Origin of the sequence: Saccharothrix sp. NRRL B-16348 (assembly GCF_001280085.1) — a bacterium.
Lineage (GTDB): Bacteria > Actinomycetota > Actinomycetes > Mycobacteriales > Pseudonocardiaceae > Actinosynnema.
Genome location: NZ_LGED01000013.1, coordinates 1 through 18,631, shown reverse-complemented (window position 1 = coordinate 18,631; position 18,631 = coordinate 1). Strand labels below are relative to the sequence as shown.

The 18,631-nt window shown below is 72.1% G+C and carries 20 protein-coding genes; 9 read left to right on the top strand and 11 right to left on the bottom strand.

Annotated elements, in window-relative coordinates:
• Nucleotides 1–13: 13 nt before the first annotated feature.
• Nucleotides 14–1,060: a saccharopine dehydrogenase family protein gene (locus ADK67_RS03950; RefSeq protein ID WP_053715004.1), complete on the top strand. Its 1,047-nt coding sequence runs from the start codon at nucleotides 14–16 to the stop codon at nucleotides 1,058–1,060.
• A 36-nt stretch (nucleotides 1,061–1,096) separates the two neighbouring features.
• Here ADK67_RS03950 and ADK67_RS03945 read toward each other — a convergent pair whose 3' ends face one another.
• Nucleotides 1,097–1,951, bottom strand: a complete 855-nt coding sequence (locus ADK67_RS03945; RefSeq protein ID WP_053715003.1) for an alpha/beta fold hydrolase — start codon at nucleotides 1,949–1,951, stop codon at nucleotides 1,097–1,099.
• Nucleotides 1,952–2,021: 70 nt separating this feature from the next.
• Nucleotides 2,022–2,216, bottom strand: coding sequence for a DUF1918 domain-containing protein (locus ADK67_RS03940; protein WP_053715002.1), 195 nt, complete (start codon nucleotides 2,214–2,216; stop codon nucleotides 2,022–2,024).
• A 169-nt stretch (nucleotides 2,217–2,385) separates the two neighbouring features.
• Here ADK67_RS03940 and ADK67_RS03935 point away from each other — a divergent pair, with 169 nt between their 5' ends.
• A complete protein-coding gene (locus tag ADK67_RS03935) occupies nucleotides 2,386–3,390 on the top strand; it encodes a zinc-binding alcohol dehydrogenase family protein (protein ID WP_053715113.1) in 1,005 nt (334 codons plus the stop codon).
• A 40-nt stretch (nucleotides 3,391–3,430) separates the two neighbouring features.
• On the opposite strand, the gene ADK67_RS03930 is transcribed toward ADK67_RS03935, so the two are convergent.
• Nucleotides 3,431–3,748, bottom strand: a complete 318-nt coding sequence (locus ADK67_RS03930; RefSeq protein ID WP_053715001.1) for a J domain-containing protein — start codon at nucleotides 3,746–3,748, stop codon at nucleotides 3,431–3,433.
• A gap of 411 nt (nucleotides 3,749–4,159) precedes the next feature.
• Here ADK67_RS03930 and ADK67_RS03925 point away from each other — a divergent pair, with 411 nt between their 5' ends.
• Entirely contained in the window at nucleotides 4,160–4,540 is a 381-nt protein-coding gene (locus tag ADK67_RS03925) for an STAS domain-containing protein (protein WP_053715000.1), read from the top strand.
• 26 nt (nucleotides 4,541–4,566) lie between these two features.
• On the opposite strand, the gene ADK67_RS48140 is transcribed toward ADK67_RS03925, so the two are convergent.
• Nucleotides 4,567–4,854, bottom strand: coding sequence for a hypothetical protein (locus tag ADK67_RS48140; RefSeq protein WP_157619899.1), 288 nt, complete (start codon nucleotides 4,852–4,854; stop codon nucleotides 4,567–4,569).
• Between the two features lie 169 nt (nucleotides 4,855–5,023).
• Here ADK67_RS48140 and ADK67_RS03915 point away from each other — a divergent pair, with 169 nt between their 5' ends.
• The gene (locus tag ADK67_RS03915) at nucleotides 5,024–6,136 is read left to right on the top strand and encodes a CapA family protein (RefSeq protein WP_197289269.1); all 1,113 of its coding nucleotides are present in this window, start codon (nucleotides 5,024–5,026) and stop codon (nucleotides 6,134–6,136) included.
• A gap of 46 nt (nucleotides 6,137–6,182) precedes the next feature.
• Nucleotides 6,183–6,515, top strand: coding sequence for a YciI family protein (locus ADK67_RS03910; RefSeq protein ID WP_053714997.1), 333 nt, complete (start codon nucleotides 6,183–6,185; stop codon nucleotides 6,513–6,515).
• Between the two features lie 31 nt (nucleotides 6,516–6,546).
• Here the strand turns inward: ADK67_RS03910 and ADK67_RS03905 are convergent, their stop codons facing one another.
• The 4 genes from ADK67_RS03905 to ADK67_RS03890 form a co-directional block, all read right to left on the bottom strand.
• A complete protein-coding gene (locus ADK67_RS03905) occupies nucleotides 6,547–7,653 on the bottom strand; it encodes a Gfo/Idh/MocA family protein (RefSeq protein WP_053714996.1) in 1,107 nt (368 codons plus the stop codon).
• Complete coding sequence (locus tag ADK67_RS03900) at nucleotides 7,623–8,333, bottom strand: ThuA domain-containing protein (RefSeq protein ID WP_053714995.1); 711 nt, start codon at nucleotides 8,331–8,333, stop codon at nucleotides 7,623–7,625. Before ADK67_RS03900 ends, ADK67_RS03905 begins: the two co-directional genes overlap by 31 nt.
• Before the next feature lie 319 nt (nucleotides 8,334–8,652).
• Nucleotides 8,653–10,449, bottom strand: coding sequence for a S8 family serine peptidase (locus ADK67_RS03895; RefSeq protein WP_053714994.1), 1,797 nt, complete (start codon nucleotides 10,447–10,449; stop codon nucleotides 8,653–8,655).
• A gap of 12 nt (nucleotides 10,450–10,461) precedes the next feature.
• Nucleotides 10,462–10,740 carry a hypothetical protein gene (locus ADK67_RS03890; protein ID WP_053714993.1) on the bottom strand — a complete coding sequence of 93 codons (279 nt, stop codon included), beginning with the start codon at nucleotides 10,738–10,740 and terminating at the stop codon, nucleotides 10,462–10,464.
• Between the two features lie 192 nt (nucleotides 10,741–10,932).
• On the opposite strand from ADK67_RS03890, the gene ADK67_RS03885 reads away from it, so the two are divergent.
• Entirely contained in the window at nucleotides 10,933–12,849 is a 1,917-nt protein-coding gene (locus ADK67_RS03885) for an FAD-dependent oxidoreductase (protein ID WP_053714992.1), read from the top strand.
• A 15-nt stretch (nucleotides 12,850–12,864) separates the two neighbouring features.
• Here ADK67_RS03885 and ADK67_RS03880 read toward each other — a convergent pair whose 3' ends face one another.
• Nucleotides 12,865–13,350, bottom strand: coding sequence for a hypothetical protein (locus tag ADK67_RS03880; protein WP_157619898.1), 486 nt, complete (start codon nucleotides 13,348–13,350; stop codon nucleotides 12,865–12,867).
• 661 nt (nucleotides 13,351–14,011) lie between these two features.
• On the opposite strand from ADK67_RS03880, the gene ADK67_RS50440 reads away from it, so the two are divergent.
• Nucleotides 14,012–14,596, top strand: coding sequence for a hypothetical protein (locus ADK67_RS50440; protein ID WP_157619897.1), 585 nt, complete (start codon nucleotides 14,012–14,014; stop codon nucleotides 14,594–14,596).
• Between the two features lie 172 nt (nucleotides 14,597–14,768).
• On the opposite strand, the gene ADK67_RS54535 is transcribed toward ADK67_RS50440, so the two are convergent.
• Nucleotides 14,769–14,900 (bottom strand): hypothetical protein, encoded by a 132-nt coding sequence (locus tag ADK67_RS54535; protein WP_269435977.1) that lies wholly within the window; start codon nucleotides 14,898–14,900, stop codon nucleotides 14,769–14,771.
• Nucleotides 14,901–14,927: 27 nt separating this feature from the next.
• Complete coding sequence (locus ADK67_RS03870; RefSeq protein WP_053714989.1) at nucleotides 14,928–16,085, bottom strand: M6 family metalloprotease domain-containing protein; 1,158 nt, start codon at nucleotides 16,083–16,085, stop codon at nucleotides 14,928–14,930.
• Nucleotides 16,086–16,575: 490 nt separating this feature from the next.
• Between ADK67_RS03870 and ADK67_RS03865 the strand changes: the two genes are divergently transcribed.
• On the top strand, nucleotides 16,576–17,937 hold the full coding sequence (locus ADK67_RS03865) for a cellulose binding domain-containing protein (RefSeq protein ID WP_053714988.1): 1,362 nt from the start codon (nucleotides 16,576–16,578) through the stop codon (nucleotides 17,935–17,937).
• A 70-nt stretch (nucleotides 17,938–18,007) separates the two neighbouring features.
• Nucleotides 18,008–18,631: cellulose-binding domain-containing protein (locus tag ADK67_RS03860; protein WP_231648004.1), on the top strand; the 624-nt coding region annotated here is incomplete at its 3' end.

Genomic DNA, 18,631 nt, shown 5'->3' with positions numbered 1-18,631 from the left:
CGACGATGGTCTCGTGAACGCAACCGATCGAGTCCTCGTCTACGGCGCCACCGGCCACACAGGACGCTTCGTCGTCGACGAACTGCTGCGGCGCGGACTGGTTCCGGTCCTGGCCGGCCGCAGCGCCGAGCGCCTGGCCGCCGTCCCACCGCGACACGCGGCCCTCGAACGCCGGGTCGTGGGCATCGAAGACCCCGACCTGCTCCGGGCGGCGGTGGCCGGCACGAGCGCGGTCATCAACTGCGCCGGGCCGTTCCTCGACACCGCGCTCCCGCTCGCCCGCGCCGCGGTCGAGGCCGGCGCCCACTACCTCGACGTCACCGCCGAGCAGCCGGTCGTGCAGGCGCTCTACCGCGACCTCGACGCACCCGCCCGAGCCGCGGGCGTCGCCGTCGTCCCCGCCATGGCGTTCTACGGCGGTCTCGCCGACCTGCTGGTGACGGCCGCGCTCGACGGCGGCTCGCACGCCGACGAGGTCGAGGTCGCGATCGGCCTCGATCGCTGGTGGCCGACCGCGGGCACCCGGGTCACCGGGGAGCGCAACACCGCGACCCGCCTGGTGATCCGCGACAACGCGCTGACCGCGCTGGAGAACCCGGCGCCGTCCGGCACCTGGTCCTACCCGTCGCCGTTGGGCGAGCAGTCGGTCGTGCAGCTGCCGTTCTCCGAGGTGATCACCATCGATCGCCACCTCGCCGTGGGCGAGCTCCGCTCCTACCTCAACACCGCCCCGCTCGAGGAACTCCGCGACGCCGCCACGCCGCCGCCGGCCCCGACCGACGAGCAGGGGCGTTCGGAACAGCGGTTCGTCGTGGACGTCGTCGTGCGCCACGGGGCGGACACCCGGCGGATCAGCGCGACCGGGCGCGACATCTACGCCGTGACCGCGCCGATCGTCGTCGAAGGCGTCGTCCGGCTCCTCGACGGACGCCACCGGGGCCCTGGTGCCGCGGCCCCCGGCGAGGTGTTCGACGCCGCCGACGTCCTGGCCGCACTGGAACGGGATGCCGGCGCCATCGAGGTCCGGTCCGACCGGCGACAGGCCGCGCCAACGCGATAACCGGCCTGCCGATGCCGCGTCATGACCGTGTGGTGGTCAGCGGCGTGGGTGCGGCAGGTCGAGCATCGCCGCGGCGACCTGCTCGGCCGCGGCGTCGGGCAGCGCGGTGGCCACGTCGTCCAGGACGAGCAACCGCGCGCCGGGGATCCGGTCGGCGAGCGCTTCGCCGTTGCCGACGGGGAAGAACCGGTTCGCGCGGCCGTGCACGACCAGCGTCGGCACGTCCAGGTCGCCGAGCCGTTCGCGCCACCGCGGCGCGCAGTCGAGTCGGGCGAACACCATCCCGAGCTGGTTCGCCTCGTGCGCTGAGGGGTCGCTCGACGGTGTGCGGTCCCAGATCCGCGTAGCGGTCGCGCGCGCCTGCTCCGGGTCGTCACCGAGCAGCACCGCGCGGTCGGCGGCGTACGCGGCGACCGCGGCCCGGTCGTTCCACTCGGGCCTCGGGAGCGAGAACAGCGCTCCCATCGCCTTTGCGTCGTGATCGGGGAGGTCGTCGTCGACCGGCCCGGGCGCGACGGGCCGGGTCCCGACCAGGGTCAGCGCCGAGAACGCGCCCGGGTGGTCGAGCGCGGCGACCTGGGCGACCATGCCGCCGACCCCGATGCCGCCGAGGTGGGCGGTGGCGGCGCCGAGCGCGCCGACGAGCGCCGCCGCGTCGGTGGCGAGATCGCGGAGTGTGTAGCCGGGCGCCTCGGGGTCGACGGTCGTGGAGGCACCGCAGTCGCGCAGGTCGTAGCGGACCACCCGACGTCCGCCTGCCGCGAGCCGTTCGCACAGCGCGTCCGGCCACGAGTGCATGGTGGTGCCGCCGGCCAGCAGCACGAGGGGATCGGCCTCACGACCGAAGACCTCCACACCGAGTTCAACGCCGTTGGCCCGCACCGAAAGCATGCGTCACCGTAGCAACGCTCATCGGCGTGGGCGCGTGGTCCCGGGCGTCCGCAGGGCCGAAGTCGTCGCCCTACGCGTCGCCCTCGACGTGGCGCACGACGGTGTCGGGGCTGGGCAGCATGACGGTTTCGTGCCCGTCCTCGAACCGCACCCGGTAAGGCGGCTTGCCGTCCTTGCCCAGCACTTCGAGGACCTCGGCGGTGCGTTCGTGCTGCCCGACGACCTTGCCGTGCACCAACAGCTTGTCACCGACGCTTGCCTGCATGGCACATCCTCCTCCGCACGACGACCTCCAGCATCGGATACCCCTCAACGGACCGTGTCGAGCGTTCGGGGGAATGCCCGCCACGAACAGGGATCACCCGCGGTGACGGTGGCCGGCGTGCGGATGGGCGCCGGGGCGCATCGGTGCGACGATCGATCCCGTGAGCACCATGCGGGCGTGGCACGTGGACCGGCCCGGCCCGATGGCGGGCAGGCCGCTGGTCCTGCGCCGGGATCCGGTGCCCGAGCCGGGACCGGGGGAGTTGCTGCTCAGGGTGCTGGTCTGCGGTGTCTGCCGCACCGACCTGCACGTCACCGAAGGCGATCTGCCCGTGCACCGGCCGGGCGTCGTGCCGGGGCATGAGGTCGTCGGCGAGGTCGTCGAGTCCGATGACGACCGGTTCGCGATCGGCGACCGGGTGGGCGTCGCCTGGCTGCGCGGCACGTGCGGGCGGTGCCGGTACTGCCTGCGCGGCGACGAGAACCTGTGCCCGGAGTCGGTCTACACCGGGTGGGACGCCGACGGCGGCTACGTCGACTTCACCGTGGTCCCCGCCGACTACGCCCACCACCTGCCCGCCGGCTACTCCGACGCCGAAGCGGCGCCGCTGCTGTGCGCCGGGATCATCGGGTACCGGGCGTTGCTGCGCGCGGAGCTGCCCGAGGGTGGACGGTTGGGCATCTACGGCCTCGGAGCGAGTGCGCACTTGGCGGCACAGGTCGCGCTGGCCCGCGGGGCCGTCGTGCACGTCATGACCCGCAGCGCACGGGCCCGTGAGCTGGCGATGGCACTCGGCGCGACGTCGGCGGGCGACGCCGCGGACCCGCCGCCGGAGCCGCTGGACTCCGCGATCCTGTTCGCCCCGGTCGGCCCGCTCGTCCTGCCCGCGCTCGAAGCGCTCGACCGCGGGGGCACGCTGTCGATCGCGGGCATCCACCTCACCGACGTCCCGCCGCTGGTCTACCGGGAGCACCTGTTCCAGGAACGGCAGCTGCGCAGCGTCACCGCCAACACCCGGCAGGACGCCGCGGAGTTCCTCCGCTTCGCGGGCACGCACCGGCTGGAGGTCACCACCACGCCCTACCCGCTCGACGCGGCCGACCGGGCACTCACGGACCTCGCCGCGGACCGCGTCGACGGTGCCGCCGTGCTCGTGGCGGGTGCGTCCCCGTGATCGAGAGGCACTGTCCAGTACCTGCCCGTGCGAGGGCGTCTCACCAGCGCTGATGACGCCTGACCGGGCCGACGCGGAGGTCGGGTTCACGGCTCGGGGGAGGTTGGTGGACCTTGACGGGGATCGGGACGTCCGCGGGCCGCGGGTGGTCCCGGTCGTAGGCGGCGCGGCGTCTCGGATCGCGCAGCAACCGGTAGGCCGCCAGCACCGCCGCGAAGCGCTCGGGATCGGCGTCACCGGTGTCCGGGTGCAGGGTGCGGACGAGAACGCGATAGGCGGCGGCGATGTCGGCCTGCCCGGCGTCACGTGGCACGCCGAGCACGAGGTACGGGTCAGCCGGCGGAGTCAGGTGTGCCATGACCGCTCAACCTGCCGAAAGTGGTCGGTTCGGGTTCGGGTTCGGGTTCGGGTTCGGCGAGGTCGGGTGACCCCGCCACAGCCAGGGTCGCCCATCCGGGAGCGCGGGCGCAACGCGTTCCGCGCCGGAACTCCACCCGGGCAACGGTTGCGCACCGTGCCCGTGCCACCGTGCCGTGACCGCCCGATCGGGTGACGTCTGTCGGAGTGGGGTGGCCGAGGTGGCCCCGGGCCTGCGCAGATCCGCTGCCGCGTCCGGCGACGGCGCTGCGGCGGCCACCGCACATCCACGTTCGGCGGTGACAGCACGCGTGGGCGTGGGCAACGATGGGGGTGACCGGTCGGCGGTTCGTCGCGCCGGCAACCGGTCGGTGTCCGGTTTGTCCGCCAAGTTCCCAGGAGGCGCAGTCCGATGAGCGAGCAGGTCGAGGTCGCTCCACCCATCGTCGTGGAGACCGTCCGGCGGGACGGCGTCACGGTGATCCGTGTCGACGGCGTGGTGGACATGCTGACCTGCGACGACGTGCGCACCGAGGTCATCGCCCGGCTGGACGAGGCCGCCGAGGTGCTGGTGCTCGACCTCACCGCGGTGACGTTCTTCGGCTCGATCGGCCTGTCGATGCTCATCGAGGCGCGGCACCGCGCCGAACGGCGCGGAGTCCGGTTCGCCGTGGCCGCCGACCAGCGCGCGGTGCTCAAGCCGTTGACCGAGACGGGTATCGCCGACCTCGTCGTCCTGCGGACCACCGTGCGCGAGGCGGCCGAGGCGGCGCTGACGCAGCTCGTGGTCTGACCGCGGAACCGCCGGTGCGGTCCGCGTCATGACGGTCGGACCTCGTGCACTTCGAGGGGAACGCCCTGCTGGCAGGTCGTCGCCATGCCCGGCTTGGGTGTTCCGCGCACCTGGACCGTGACCCCGGGCCGCAGTTGGGCGTCGTCGTCGGCGAGCAGCAGGTAGTCCTCGGTGTCGGTGTCCAGCAGCAGACACCCGGCCTCCACCCCGGTCCGGACGACGCCCGTCACCGTCACGTCGCCGGCGCCCGGCGTCCGGGTCGGGGCAGTCGTCGGCGCGGACGTCGGTGCGGTGGTCGGCGCGGAAGGTGGCACGGGTGGTCGGACATCTTCCGGAGGAGGCGCGCCGCAGGCCGTCGCGGCGAGGACCGCGGCCGTGACGGTGAACCGGTGATGTCGTCGCACGCCGTCGGCTACCCGTTTCCGGCGCCGCGCACACGGCGGTTGGTCGGCGATCTCCCGGCTCCCGGTGAACCATCGACCCATGGTGACGGTGTTCCTGTGCGGTGACGTGATGACCGGCCGCGGGGTCGACCAGATCCTGCCGCACCCCGGCGACCCGCGGCTGCACGAGCCGTACGTCCGGGACGCGCGGACCTACGTGGCGCTGGCGGAGCGGGCGAACGGTCCGATCCCCTGCCCGGTCGACTTCGCGTGGCCGTGGGGAGACGCCCTGCACGTGCTGGCCGAGGAGGCGCCGGACGTGCGGTTGATCAACCTGGAGACCAGCGTCACCGGCGGCGGCGAGATCGACGGTGGCAAGCGGCTGCACTACCGGATGAGCCCGGCGAACGTGCCGTGCCTGACCGCGGCCCGACCCGACGCCTGCGCGCTCGCCAACAACCACGTGCTCGACTTCGGCCGCACCGGCCTGGCCGACACGCTCGACGCGCTGACCGACGCCGGGATCGCGGCGGCGGGCGCCGGACGCACCGCGCGCGAGGCGGAGCGCCCGACGGCCCTCCCCACCGGCCGCGGCAACCGGGTCGTCCTCGTGTCGCTCGGGACGCGATCCAGCGGGATCCCCGGCGGTTGGGCGGCCACCCCCGACCGGGCCGGGGTCGACCTGCTGCCGGACGTGTCGGAGGACGTGGCCCGCGCCGTCACCGACCGCGTCCGGCGGACCAGGCGTTCCGGTGACGTCGTCGTGGCGTCGGTGCACTGGGGGTCCAACTGGGGCTACGACGTTCCCGACGCGCACGTGGACTTCGCGCACGCGCTCATCGACGGTGGGGTGGACCTCGTGCACGGGCACTCCTCGCACCACCCGCGCCCGGTCGAGGTCCACCGCGGCAAGCTGATCCTGTACGGCTGCGGCGACCTCATCAACGACTACGAGGGCATCAGCGGCCACGAGGAGTACCGCGACGACCTGCGCCTGCTGTACTTCGCCACGGTGCGGCCGGACACGGGCCACCTGGTCCGGCTGCGGATGGCGCCGATGCGGGCCCACCGGATGCGCCTGCGCCACCCGGACCGCGCGGACACCGAGCACCTGCGTTCGGTCCTCGACCGGATCAGCCGTCCGTTCGGGTCACGGGTCGACCTCCGCGGCGGCGTGCTCGAACTGCGCCCGCGGGTCGCCGGAGCGACGTGACCTCAGTACGGTCGAGTGATCCGCGTCGACCAGGGGAGGCAGCGCCATGCCGAAATTCGTGACCATCGGGTACGGCGATCGGGACGGGTACGACCGCACCGACCCTGCGGTCCGCGACGAGGCGCACGCGCACGACGCCCGGTTGCGCGCGATGGGAGCCTCCATGGGGATCGCCGGGTCGCCGACGCAGGTGCGGAACCACGACGGCACCGGCGTGACCGTGGACAGCGGGGCGTTCATGTCCTCGGCCCTGCCAGTCGCCGGGTTCGCGATCATCGAAGCGGCCACGCTCCAGGAGGCCATCGAACTCGCCGCGGCGACCCCGTGCGCGGTCGCCCACGGCGTGGTCGAGGTCTGGCCCTTGCAGGAGACGCCGTAGGTCCGGCAAGGGCGCTTGGATCCGGTCCGCGTCAGCGGCTGAGGGACCACTCCTCCGCGGGCGTGAGCGGAACCGCCGCCGGCCGTTCGACCGTGGTCGTCAGGTCGATCCGTCGTCCTTCCTCCGCGGCGCGGAGCACGGCGGTCATCGTCTCCAGCACGTGCAACGCGAGGTCACCGCCCGCGCGGGGGAGCCGTTGCCCACCGGCCGTGACGAGGTCGAGCAGGCCGATGCCGCGGCCGGCTCCGGCGTAACCGGCGCTCGCGGGCAGTGCCTGCCACTCCGTGCCGCCCAGCGGGAAGAGCCGGGTCTCACCGTCGAAGTGGTTGGGGTCCGGGACCGCGAGGGTGCCGGTCTCGCCGTGCACCTCGATGGGCACGGCGGTGGTGGTCACGCCGTCGAAGCTCGTCGTGATGGTGGAGAGCGCGCCGCTGGTGTGCTCGAGCACGCCGGAGACGTGGCTGGCGACCTCGACCGGGATCCGCTGACCCGTCCGGGGGCCGGACCCGATGACGCGCTCCTCGCGCAGGCGACCCGCCGCGCCGATCACCGCGCGCACCGGGCCGAGCAGGTGGATCAGCGCCGAGATGTAGTACGGCCCCATGTCCAGCAGGGGACCGCCGCCCGCGGTGTAGTAGAAGTCGGGGTTGGGGTGCCAGCGCTCGTGCCCCGGCGTGACCATCACGGCCGACGCGGACAGCGGGCGTCCGATGAGCCCGCTGTCGATCGCGGCGCGCGCGGTCTGCGTGCCCGTGCCGAGCACGGTGTCGGGGGCGCAACCCACCTGGACACCGGCCGCGGCGGCCCGGTCGATGACCGTCCGGCCCTCGGCGAACGTCACGGCGAGGGGCTTCTCGCCGAACACGTTCTTGCCCGCGTCGATGGCGCGCAGCGCGATCCCGGCGTGGGCCGCGGGAGTGGTGAGGTTGAGCACCGTGTCGACGTCCGACCCGCCGATCAGGTCGTCGACGCTGACCGCCGCGGCGCCCGGAAGCCTGGCGGCGACCTCGGCGGCCCGCGCGCTGTCGAGGTCGGCGACCGCGGTGACGCGCACCGCCGGGTGGACGCCGAGCGTGTCCAGGTAGGCGCGGGAGATGACCCCGAGACCTACGATGCCGACGCGGTGCGGGTCGCCCACAGCATTCCCCTCTCGATGACGGTGCGGACGGCGGGGTGCTCCAACACGTCCGGGCTGTGCCCGGGGGTCGTCACGACGATCCGCCCGGCGCCCCACTGGCGGGTCCAGATCGCCGGACAGGTGACCGGCCGGTGCCACGGCTGCCACGCCTGCGCCGGGTGGGTCGTGGTGGCCAGCACGTCGTTCAGGTCGTCGTGCAGCACCCAGTACTGCTCGGTGACCAGCTCGAAGTCCTCGACGCCCGCGGTGATCGGGTGCTCACGGCCGAGCGCGGTGATGTTCACGGTGTGCGGCAGGAAGTTGTCCTCCGGCCCGCCCGCGCGTTCGGACTGGTGCTTGCCGGGGTGCGTCGCGAACTGGCCACCCACCAGGTGCAGGTAGTCCGACGAGGCGCGGAACGAGTCCGCGATGCCACCGTGCCAGCCGGTGAAGCCGGTGCCCGCCTCGATCGCCGCACGCAGCCCGGCCACCTCCTCGCCGGTGATCTGCGACATCGTCACGCACTGCACGACCAGGTCCGTGTCGGCCATCTCGGCGGCGTCGGCGTACACCTCGGTCGACTCCTCGACCCGCACCGCGTAGCCGCCGCGCTCCAGGAACGGGATGAACAACTCCGTCGCCTCGACGGGCTTGTGCCCCTCCCACCCGCCGCGAACCACCAGCGCCTTCGGCTGCCTCACGCCACCCCCAGGAAAGCTGCTCTTCGACGCCCCCCGACGTCCGCGGCAGCGACGAGGTCGGCGCCGGACGCGGCCCACCTGCCTTGATCGTATCCGGCACCTCCGCCCGAATGTCGACATCTTTCTGCGCCGAAAGCCGTCCGGTATCGCATCGTGGGATGCCGGTGTCGCCGAGCTCGCCCACCGCACGGGCGGCCACCGGCAGGCCGTCGACCACTACGACCGGGCCGTCACCCTGTTCCGCGCCCTCGGCTGCGGTTACAACGCGTGATGAATTATCGGAGATCGCAGTGCCGGGCCAACGCGGCGTGGCAGTGGGTCAGGAGCGGAACAGTGCCTCGGCGTCCAGCTTTCCCCAGCCGTAGCGCGGATTCCACACCGGACCTGTCGTGGCGTCACGGCGAGCCGTGACGCGCAGGCGTTGCTGGACCTCTTCCGGCGTCAGCCTCGGTTCCCGTTGCAGCATCAGGGCCACGATGCCCGCCACGAACGGCGTCGCCATGCTGGTGCCCTGGATGGTGACGTACTTCCCCGACGGGTGCCGCCGTGCCGCCAACCGGGGCGACGTGGCCATGTCGGAGCCCGCCGACAGGGCCGCGGTCACGACCTGGCCGGGGGCGACGATGTCCGGTTTCTGCACGCCGATGCGCGTCGGCCCCTGGCTGGAGAACGACGACACGACGTCCACCGCCAGACCCGGCAGGGTCGAGTCGCCCTGGGGACCCTCGAACTCGTTTCGGGAAATGAGGGAACCCACCGCGACCGCGCGTTCCTCGGTCGCGGGCATGCCGATCGAGTAGCCCGCCAACGGCGCGCCGGGGAACATCAGCCGGCCGCCGTCCACCGAGCCCGCCCACGCGTGGACCTCGCCGTGCACCACGGAGAGGGGCGTGACGCGGATGGTCCACCGCTCGTCGACCGTGCCGTTGATCATCAGGAAGGTCAGGTTCTGCTCGCGGTTGACCGGGTTCTCCACGAAGTCCGCGACGAAGACGCCGTCCGGCGTGGACGTCTCGCCGGTGTTGGGTTCGAACCGCGTCCCGCTGGGCGTTTCCACGAACACGTCCACCTTGTCGCCGCGCGGGATCCACACGTCGCAGAACACCAGGCCCGTGTCGGGCACCCGCACGGTGAACGACAACTCCTCGCCGACGACCAGTCGGCCCTGGGCGTGCACGCCGTCGTCGCCCTCGTTGCCGGCCGCCACGACCACGATCCGGCCCGGGCCGGTGGCGCGCGCTATCTCGTTCTCGATCGCGGACGTGCCGTCGTGGGCGCCGAAGTGGCCGCCGAGGCTCAGGCTCACCACCGCCGGGCGGTCGCCGGCCAGGTCGAACGCCTGGCGGATGCCCTCGATGATGTGCACGTCCAGCAGCGGCTCGGCGCGCACACCCATCAGCGACGCTTCGGGCGCCACCCCGCGGAACCTGCGGTCGGTCGTGCCGCGCCCGTTGCCCGCCGCGATGGACGCGCAGTGCGTGCCGTGGCCGCCCGGGTCGCCGGTCGGGATGGGCGGACCGCCGTTGAGCGCCTTGTTGATCGCACTGGCCTCGAACACGTCGAACCTCGACTCGTCCGAGCCCTCGGGCACGTGGGCGTGCACGAACCGCTCCAGGCGGGTGGTGCCGTCACCGTGCCGGAAGTCCGGGTGCGCCCAGTCGACCCCCGTGTCCACCACCGCCAGCAGCACCCCGGCGCCGGTGAGGTCGCCGTGCGCGGTCTGGACCGCGTCCACCCCGGTCACCGGGCCGCGCGCCCGGTCCATGCGGGTGAACATCTCCTTCGGCGCCTCGGCGCGCACCAGCCACGGCTGCCGGTCCAATGAGGACAGTGCGGTGACCGGAACGCCCGCCAGCACGACCACCTGACCGGACGAACCCGGGTCCGGCGGCGCGGACACCACGTGGCCGCCCACGCCCTCCAGCCAGCTCTCGGCCGACGCCAACTCCGCCGACCGCACCAGCAGCTTCACCGTCGTCCGGCGCGTCTCGGCGGCCCGCCCCGAAACGTCGAGCGCCCGTGCCCCGATGCTCTCGTCCGCCGGCAGGTCCAAGTCCGCGAACGCCGCCGCCCTGCGCAGCCGCGCGTCCAGAACCGTGTCACGTCTGGGCTCCATCGCCCCGCCCCTTCAGCCGTGCTGGAGCGACCTGAGGGTTCGGGGTCCTTCGACGGCGAGCACCCAGGTCTCCTGACCGATCAGGCGCAGCACGGGGGGTGAGACGGTGCCGACGACGGAGCCGGGGCCACTGCTGGTGACCTCCATGCCGAGCGACGTCAGCCGTTCGGCCGCCCGCTCGACCTCAGCCCCTCCGCGCAGCCGCACCAGGGCGGTCCGCCGGTCGCCGTCGTCGGCGTCCCGGCTCCACCGCTCCAGTTCCGGGGCGATGACCCCGCGCCTGGGCTCCACGTCGGCAACGCTACCTCCCGGTGTGCACCTCTACCCGGGGTATCGGCCATCCGGAGTGGGTGTTAGCACCCGAATGGGCGACAGTACGGGCAGTCCACGTGGCTCAACCGACGCCGGCGACCCGGACGGACCAGCGGCAAGCACTCGATCCGGGTATGTCAGCGACCGCGTCGACTGCCAGAGAATCGAGCGATGTCTCGAAGAGCTGACGCGGACCGCCCACCCGGCGTCGTCGTCGTGGGAGCCGGGATGGCGGGGTTGGCCGCCGCGCGGGCGCTGCGCGAACTCGGTCACGAGGTGGTGGTGCTGGAGGCGCGCGACCGCGTCGGAGGGCGGATCCGGACCGACGAGCACGGGGTGGACCTGGGCGCGCACTGGATCCACGGCACGGACGGCAACCCGATCACCGAGCTGGTCGAGGACCTGGGCATCCCCTACAGCTACGTGGGCGGCGACAGCGCCTACACCGGGGGCTTCGACAGCCTGGACCTGTTCGGCGCGGACCACCGCCTGGCGAACCACCGCCACAAGAGCCGCACCCTGCACCTGGCCGACGACGTGCTGCACGAGCTGGAGCAGCGGGCCGCGATCGCGCGTAAGGAGCAGCACCCGGACATCTCGCTGGGCGAGGCGCTCCGCCGGATCCTCGCCGAACGCCGGCTGTCCGCCGAGGACGAGCAGGCGGTCCGCTACCACCTCAACGTGCTCCTGCGGGAGGACGTCGCCGAGGACCCCGACAAGCTGTCCCTGAAGTTCTGGGAGGACGGCTACCTGGTCTACGGCTACGGCGACAGCGTTCTCCACCAGGGTTACCAGGCGGTGGTGGAGGCCATCGCCGAGGGCTTGGACGTCAGGCTCGGCCACGTGGTCACCGGGATCGACACCACCGCCGGGCCGGTGCGGGTCACCACCGACCGGGGCGACTTCGAGGCGGACAAGGTCCTGGTGACCGTGCCGCTCGGGGTGCTCAAGGCCGAGGTGGTGCGCTTCGAGCCGCCGCTGCCGGAGGCCAAGCGGTCCGCGATCGCCCGACTGGGCTTCGGCACCCTCAACAAGATCGCCCTGCACTACCGCGAACCCTTCTGGCCGCGGGACCAGTACGTCTTCGGCTACCTGTGCCGCGACACGGACCGGTACCCCACGGTCGTGATCAGCATGTGGAAGTCCCACGGCAAGCCGGTCCTGGTGCTGCTGCTCGGCGCCTCGCTCGGCCGTGAGGCGGAGACCTGGTCCGACGAGGACGTCGCCGCCTACGCGGGCACCATCGTCGAGGACCTGTTCGGCGCCGAGGCGCCCGCGCCCGAGCGCATCTCGCGCACCGCGTGGTCGTCCGACCCCTTCGCCCGGGGCTCCTACACCTGCATCGGCGTCGACTCCTCGTCGAAGGACATCGGCACGCTCGCCGAACCGGTCGGTGACCGGCTGTTCTTCGCCGGCGAGGGCACCAACCCCTACCACTGGGGCTGCGTGCACAGCGCCTACGAGTCCGGCCTGCGCGAAGCCGCGCGGATCAGCGGGAACGCCACGCTCTACACGCCGCCGAGCGCCGGGACGTCACGCCGCCAGTCCCGCAACACCGACCGCGTGCTGCGGTTCGCGCGGCTGCGGATGACGCACATCGACGAGCGCGAGCTGGCCGAGCGGGTGGCGTGCCTGCGCGAGGGCGTCGACCCGCACGGGGTGCGGCTGTTCGCCTCGCTGGCCGATTCCGAGCGGGAGACGCTCGCCTCGATGTTCGACGAGATCCCGTTCACCGCGGGCGACGTCATCTGCCGCGAGGACGACGCCGCGCACGGGGTGTTCATCGTCGCCGGCGGTGAGGTCGAGGTGGACTTCGGCGGCTTCTACGAGCGCGCGGTCCTGGGTCGCGGCGCCGTGCTCGGCCACTACGACCTGTTCTTCAACGCCCGCACCACGTCGGTGACGGCGGTCAGCGACGCGGTCCTGTACTACCTGGACCACTACCGGTACCAGAGCTTCCTGCACGCCTTCCCCGACGTGCTGATGCTGATGATGTCGGACCTGGTCACGCGGTGGGAGCAACTGGAGAGCACGCTCGGCTCCACGCCGCTGTCCGTTCCCCGGCGGGAGACCGGAGCGGCCACCTGAAGCCCGGTCGCGGGATCACCACGGCGGCGTGGGCGCGATCGGACCGTGCGGGTGGTGACGCGCGACCGCGGCACGGGGACCGCAACGCAGGCTCAGCACCATCGTCAACGGGCCGAGCACGAACAGCGCCAAGAGCATCAGGAGGCCGCCGGACTGCCGGATGCCGGACGCGAACTCCTCCGGGGTCACGACGATCAGCGGAACCATCAGCAGGGGGAGCGCCGAGGCGACACCGCCGCCCATCGCTGCCAGTGCCCGGCCCGCGGGTTGCCGCAGCACCAGCAGCACCGCGCCGGCGAGGCAGCACGCGCCTTCGGCGCCCAGCACGCTCCTGAGCACGGTGCTGAGGGTGTTCGTCGGGGTGCCCGCCGCGCCGAGCACGCCGAACGCGGCCGGCAGGGTGAGCACACCGAGCACGAGCGCGCAGGTGACGGCCGCCGTGAGCGGGGCCGTGCGGAACCGCGCCTCCACCGGCACCGGCCTGGCTGGATGCAGGACCATCGGACGCTCCTCCTCGCTCGCCGTTCGTGGTGGCCCCAGTCAACGTCGTGGAGCGACGGCGTGGCGCGGCCTGGCAACAAGCGGCCACGAGCTCGGGGGTCAGCGGCGGACGTCGTCGATCTCGAAGGTCTGGACCGGAGTTGGCGTCGAACGGCACGGACAGCCACTTGTTCCTCAGCTGGACGTCCGTGCCGCGCACGTACTGCCGGGCGACGCGGTAGGACGGGTCGGCATCGGTGATCCAGCGCCGGGCGGAGCCGCCGACGGCCGCGAAGCGGGACAGGTCGTAGGTGACCCGCTGCGGTGTGTTGCCGCAGACCGTGACGAGGACCAGGCGTTCGCGGTCCGGGTGGTGCGCGGCGACGGTGGCCTGGCCCCCGCTGTCGATGATGGTCATCCCGGGCCGGATGTGGCGGGTGTACTGGGCCAGGACGAAGTACTTGTTCGTCACGTGCTCGTCGGTGCCCGGATAGGGGTCGTCCTCGCCGAGCCGGCCGCCCTTGACCGCGGTGTCGAAGCTGTAGGTGGCCTTCAGCAGGCCCCAGCTGAGCCGGCGCCCGTCGGGGTCGGTGACCTGGCCGTCCAGGGGCTGCCAGTAGCACCAGGCGGTCGGGTGCAGGAAGTACAGGTCCATCGCCAGGTGGTAGGCCAGGTACAGGCCGTGCTCGTACTGCTCGCCGTACTCGCTCTGCCACAACCGCTTGCCGTGGGGGCGCACGTGGTCGTACAGCGCCGACCGCGCGGGCCCTTCGTCGTCGTACTGGTAGCCGTGGGTGTTGACCTGGCCGATCACGCGCTGGGTGTCCAGTTCGGACATCTGCCCCCAGGTGATGTCGGCGCGCTCGAAGCGCATCTCGTCGGAGGCGGCGATCGTCACGTCCGACAGGCCGCGGCGGTCCAGTTCCTCCCTCAGGTGGTGGATGACCTGCTGCTGGATCGGCTCGAACGGGCGGGCGCTGACGAAGCAGCCTTCGGCCCTCCCGTCCGCCGTGTGCCCTCCCCGGGACGGTTCGTTGAACGGTTCGACGCTGCCGAAGTCGATGCCCCAGAAGTCGCGGGCGTGCCGGGCGACGATCGCCAGGTACTGGGCGTGCTGCCGGTAGTTGTGCTCCTGCAGGTTGTTGCCGCCGTCAGCGGCGCCGGACGGGTTGTGGTTCTTGCACATCCACCAGATCGGGAGACGGAGAACAGCTGGAAGACGTTCGCCCCCCGATCGCGTGCCGCGTACAACATGGCACGTTGGTGATCGTCGTTCGACCAGTCCCAGCTGCCCGTGTTCGTCGGGTCGGCGCTGTGCCAGTTGAGCCAGAAGCCCTCGATCTTGCGGAATGCCGGCAGCCTCGGGGAGGCGACCATCGACGGGCCACCGGGATGAGCAGGCTGGAACGTGCTGGCGCCGAGGTTGTAGCGGACGACGTTCAACCCCACCTGCCGTAGCCGAGGGCCGGATCGACGTGGGTCGTGTAGTCGCCCCGGGCGGGCACCGCGGGCAGGACGGTGCCGAGCGCCACGGCGGCACCCAGTCCCAGCACTCGACGCCTCGTGACCACGGTCGCCTCCGTTCCGTCCCAGCCGCACTACGGCGCCACGCCGAACGCGATGGTGATCCGGTGGTCGTCGCCGGAACGACCCGTCACGTCGATCGTGGTGTTGCTCGCGGCGTCGTGGAAACGGCCTCCCACGGTGAACGGCGCGTCGTTCAGCTCGTGCCCGCCGCAGCCACCCGAGCCGGGCCGTGAGTCCTTGACCAGCACGGGGCCGTTGCCGCTCGCGACGGCGGTGTTGACGGAGTAGATCAGGACACCGGTGGCGCAGGCGGCGGCGTCCAGGCCGGTCCGGGCTCGTGCTTCGGCGACCAGCACGGTGGTCGGGCCGGTGCGGATCACGACGCCCTTGCGCCCGCCGGTGGCCGAGATCGGGACGAGGGTGTCGACGTAGCGGCCGGTGGCGCTGACGCAGCCGATCTGGTCGTAGCGCAGCCAGTTCAGCTTCCACTTGTGCCAGGCCAGCAGGTCCGGGCTGGGCCCGGAGATCAGGCCCATCAGGTCCCAGCCGCCGACGAACCGGTGGAGGTCGCCGCTGTAGCCGTACAGGTCCGGCAGGCCGAGCGCGTGCCCGGTCTCGTGGTTGAGGACCTTGCTGCCCCAGTGCGCCGTGTCCTGGCCGAACGTGACGGACCTGGTGATCACCGTGCCGTCGGGCGCCGTGACCGGGCCCATGTAGGCGGCGGCGAAGGAGATCTCGGCCGCCGCACGGGTGGGCACGACGTAGAGGAGGTTCGTGCCGCTGAACGCCACCGTCCGGCCGACCGCGGCCAGCGCGTCGTTGAGGTAGCGGGCGTGGGCCTCGGCGGTGAGGCCGCGTCGCCAGCCGTAGTCGGTGGACCGTCGCGGCATCCGGTAGAACCGGGCGGTGACGGCGTCGACGGCCACTGTCAGGTTGGCGTACGAGCTGGTGGTGAACCAGCTCGGACCGCCGGGCAGCAGCTGGTCGCGCAGGCCGGTGGTCGAGTCGCCGGCCGGCGCGTCGGGGAAGTCGACGAAGACCATCGTGGCCCGCACCGTGCCGTGCGACGGCACGTGCCCCGCAGGCGTGGGCACGCCTTCGGTCAGGTGCGCGCTGGTCGGGGGCAACGCACACGCGCCCGCGGGCACGTCGGCGTGAGCCGTCCCGGTGGGCAGCACCGTCGCGGCGACCAGCGCCGCGGCGGTGAGGAGGAATCGGTGGCCGGCCATGGGAGCCTCCCCGCGCTTCGTGTCCTGACGTGTCGAACGCTAGGTCCGCGGCTGGTCCAGGCGGAGTCCCGGGAACCGGCTTCACCCGACCCGTCATCTCGACAAGCCGCCTGGGTGACGGGCCCCGCGACGCGGTTGCGAACCGTGCACGTCCGCCGGAAAACCTCGGTCGGTGCGCCGGGGAATGCGAATGGCGGCGATGTGGTAGCCGCGTGCGCGAAAAGCGCGGGAATTCACCGGGATGAACGTATCGGGGTGTTATCCCTTCGGTTCGGGTCAATTTTGTTCATGGTCGTGAATCGATCCGGTGGTCGGCGGTGAGTGGGGATCGTTCATGATTGTGAATTTTCTTGCCGGTCGCGCAAGGTTGCGCAATGCTCCCTGGGAGCGTTCCCAGAGGGCGGTTCACACTGCTGGAACCGCCAATTCGGCCGTGGGTCGGCGTCGTGGGGATCGCGGTCCGGCAGTGCTGTTCGCAAGGAGGCGACGCATGAGTCCGCGTAGGGGTTGGCGCACGAGGAGCCGGACCGCCGGTATCGCCGCGGCCGTGTCGGTGGCGGCTTTGACCGGCGGCTTGGTGATGGCGGTCGGCACCAACGCCAACGCGGCGGTCGGGTGCCGGGTCGACTACACCGTGACCAACCAGTGGCAGGGCGGCTTCGGCGCCGAGGTGACGGTCACCAATCTCGGCGACCCGGTGTACGGGTGGAGCCTGACGTGGGTGTTCCCCGCCGGGCAGCGGGTGACGCAGGCGTGGAACGCCACCGTCACCACCGGCACGGCGAACGTCACCGCGACGAACGCCTCCTACAACGCGGCCCTCCCCACCGGCGGCAGCGCGACGTTCGGCTTCAACGGTTCGTTCACGTCGACCAACCCGACGCCCACCGGCTTCGTGCTCAACGGCACCACCTGCACCGGCGACAGCCCGACCACCACCACGACCACGACAGGTGGCGGGAGGTGGTCGGCGACTCCCGACGGGTTCGCGGGCGCGGCCGGCACCACCGGCGGCGCGGGCGGCGCCACGGTCACCGTCACCGACCAGGCCGGCCTGGAGCGCTACGCCTCGGCGGCCGAGCCGTACGTGATCCGCGTGGACCGCGCCATCACCATCACCCCGCTGGGCAGGGAAGTCCCGGTCGCCTCGAACAAGACCGTCGTGGGCGTCGGCACGCGCGGCGAGATCGTGGGCGGAGGCTTCCGGCTCAACGCGGGCACGGGCAACGTCATCATCCGCAACCTGACCATCCGCGACACCCGCGTCGCCTCCGACGACCCGGACGACAAGGAGTTCGACTACGACGGCATCCAGCTGGACACCGCCGACCGGGTCTGGATCGACCACAACCGGATCCTGCGCATGAACGACGGCCTCCTCGACAGCCGCAAGGACACCACCAACCTCACCGTGTCCTGGAACGTCCTCGCCGAGGGCAACAAGTCGTTCGGCATCGGCTGGACCGACAACACCACCGCCCGCCTGACCATCCACCACAACTGGATCCACGACACGAACAGCCGCAACCCCAGCACCGACAACGTGGCGTACGCCCACCTCTACAACAACCACCTGCAGGACGTGCGCGGCTACGGCAACTACTCGCGCGGCAACACCAGGATGGTGCTGGAGAACAGCTACTTCGACAACGTCCGCGACCCGTACTACAAGGACGCCACCGCCGAGCTGCGCCAGAGCGGCAGCATCGTGGTCGACTCGACGGGCAAGCAGCAGACCGGGGGCTCCGCCTTCACCCCGTCGGACTTCTACGCCTACACCCTGGACAAGGCCGCCGACGTGCCCGCCCTGCTGCGCGCGTACGCGGGTCCCCAAGCCGACATCGGCAACTGACACCGACTTCCGCCGGAACGCCCTGGTGGACTGCCGGGGCGTCCGGACCCTGCTCGCAAGGAGGCGATGCATGAATCCGCGCATGATCAGGCGCACCACCCGGTGGGTCTCTGTCGCGACCGCCGCCGCTTCGGCGGTCGCCGTGTCGGCGTTGATGGTGGTGGCCGCCGGCACCAACGCCAACGCGGCGGTCGGGTGCCGGGTGGACTACGCCGTGACGAGCCAGTGGCAGGGCGGTTTCGGCGCGAACGTCACGGTGACCAACCTGGGCGACGCGGTGTCGGGGTGGACGCTGGAGTGGAGCTTCGCCGCGGGGCAGCAGGTCACGCAGCTGTGGGGCGGTGAGTTCTCCCAGTCCGGCAGCGCGGTGACGGTGCGCAACGCGTCCTGGAACGGCTCCCTGGGCACGGGCGCGTCGGTGACGCCGGGCTTCAACGGCTCGTGGACCGGCTCCAACCCCGCCCCGACCTCCTTCAAGCTCAACGGCGTGGCGTGCACCGGCGTGCCCACGGACACATCCACGTCGACGTCCACCAGCACGAGCACGACGACGAGCACCACCACGACCACGACGACCACCACGACGACGACGAATCCGCCGGCGTCGGCGTTGTACGTGTCGCCGAACGGCACCGACGGCGCGGCGGGCACGCAGGCCGACCCGACGACGTTGACCTCGGCGATCAGCCGGATC

Excerpts from the sequence above, each read along its gene's own strand:
- ADK67_RS03945 (WP_053715003.1), bottom strand. The coding sequence starts at position 1,951 with ATGCTTTCGGTGCGGGCCAACGGCGTTGAACTCGGTGTGGAGGTCTTC.
- ADK67_RS03940 (WP_053715002.1), bottom strand. The coding sequence starts at position 2,216 with ATGCAGGCAAGCGTCGGTGACAAGCTGTTGGTGCACGGCAAGGTCGTC.
- ADK67_RS03935 (WP_053715113.1), top strand. The coding sequence starts at position 2,386 with ATGCGGGCGTGGCACGTGGACCGGCCCGGCCCGATGGCGGGCAGGCCG.
- ADK67_RS03930 (WP_053715001.1), bottom strand. The coding sequence starts at position 3,748 with ATGGCACACCTGACTCCGCCGGCTGACCCGTACCTCGTGCTCGGCGTG.
- ADK67_RS03925 (WP_053715000.1), top strand. The coding sequence starts at position 4,160 with ATGAGCGAGCAGGTCGAGGTCGCTCCACCCATCGTCGTGGAGACCGTC.
- ADK67_RS03915 (WP_197289269.1), top strand. The coding sequence starts at position 5,024 with ATGGTGACGGTGTTCCTGTGCGGTGACGTGATGACCGGCCGCGGGGTC.
- ADK67_RS03910 (WP_053714997.1), top strand. The coding sequence starts at position 6,183 with ATGCCGAAATTCGTGACCATCGGGTACGGCGATCGGGACGGGTACGAC.
- ADK67_RS03895 (WP_053714994.1), bottom strand. The coding sequence starts at position 10,449 with ATGGAGCCCAGACGTGACACGGTTCTGGACGCGCGGCTGCGCAGGGCG.
- ADK67_RS03885 (WP_053714992.1), top strand. The coding sequence starts at position 10,933 with ATGTCTCGAAGAGCTGACGCGGACCGCCCACCCGGCGTCGTCGTCGTG.
- ADK67_RS03880 (WP_157619898.1), bottom strand. The coding sequence starts at position 13,350 with ATGGTCCTGCATCCAGCCAGGCCGGTGCCGGTGGAGGCGCGGTTCCGC.
- ADK67_RS03870 (WP_053714989.1), bottom strand. The coding sequence starts at position 16,085 with ATGGCCGGCCACCGATTCCTCCTCACCGCCGCGGCGCTGGTCGCCGCG.
- ADK67_RS03865 (WP_053714988.1), top strand. The coding sequence starts at position 16,576 with ATGAGTCCGCGTAGGGGTTGGCGCACGAGGAGCCGGACCGCCGGTATC.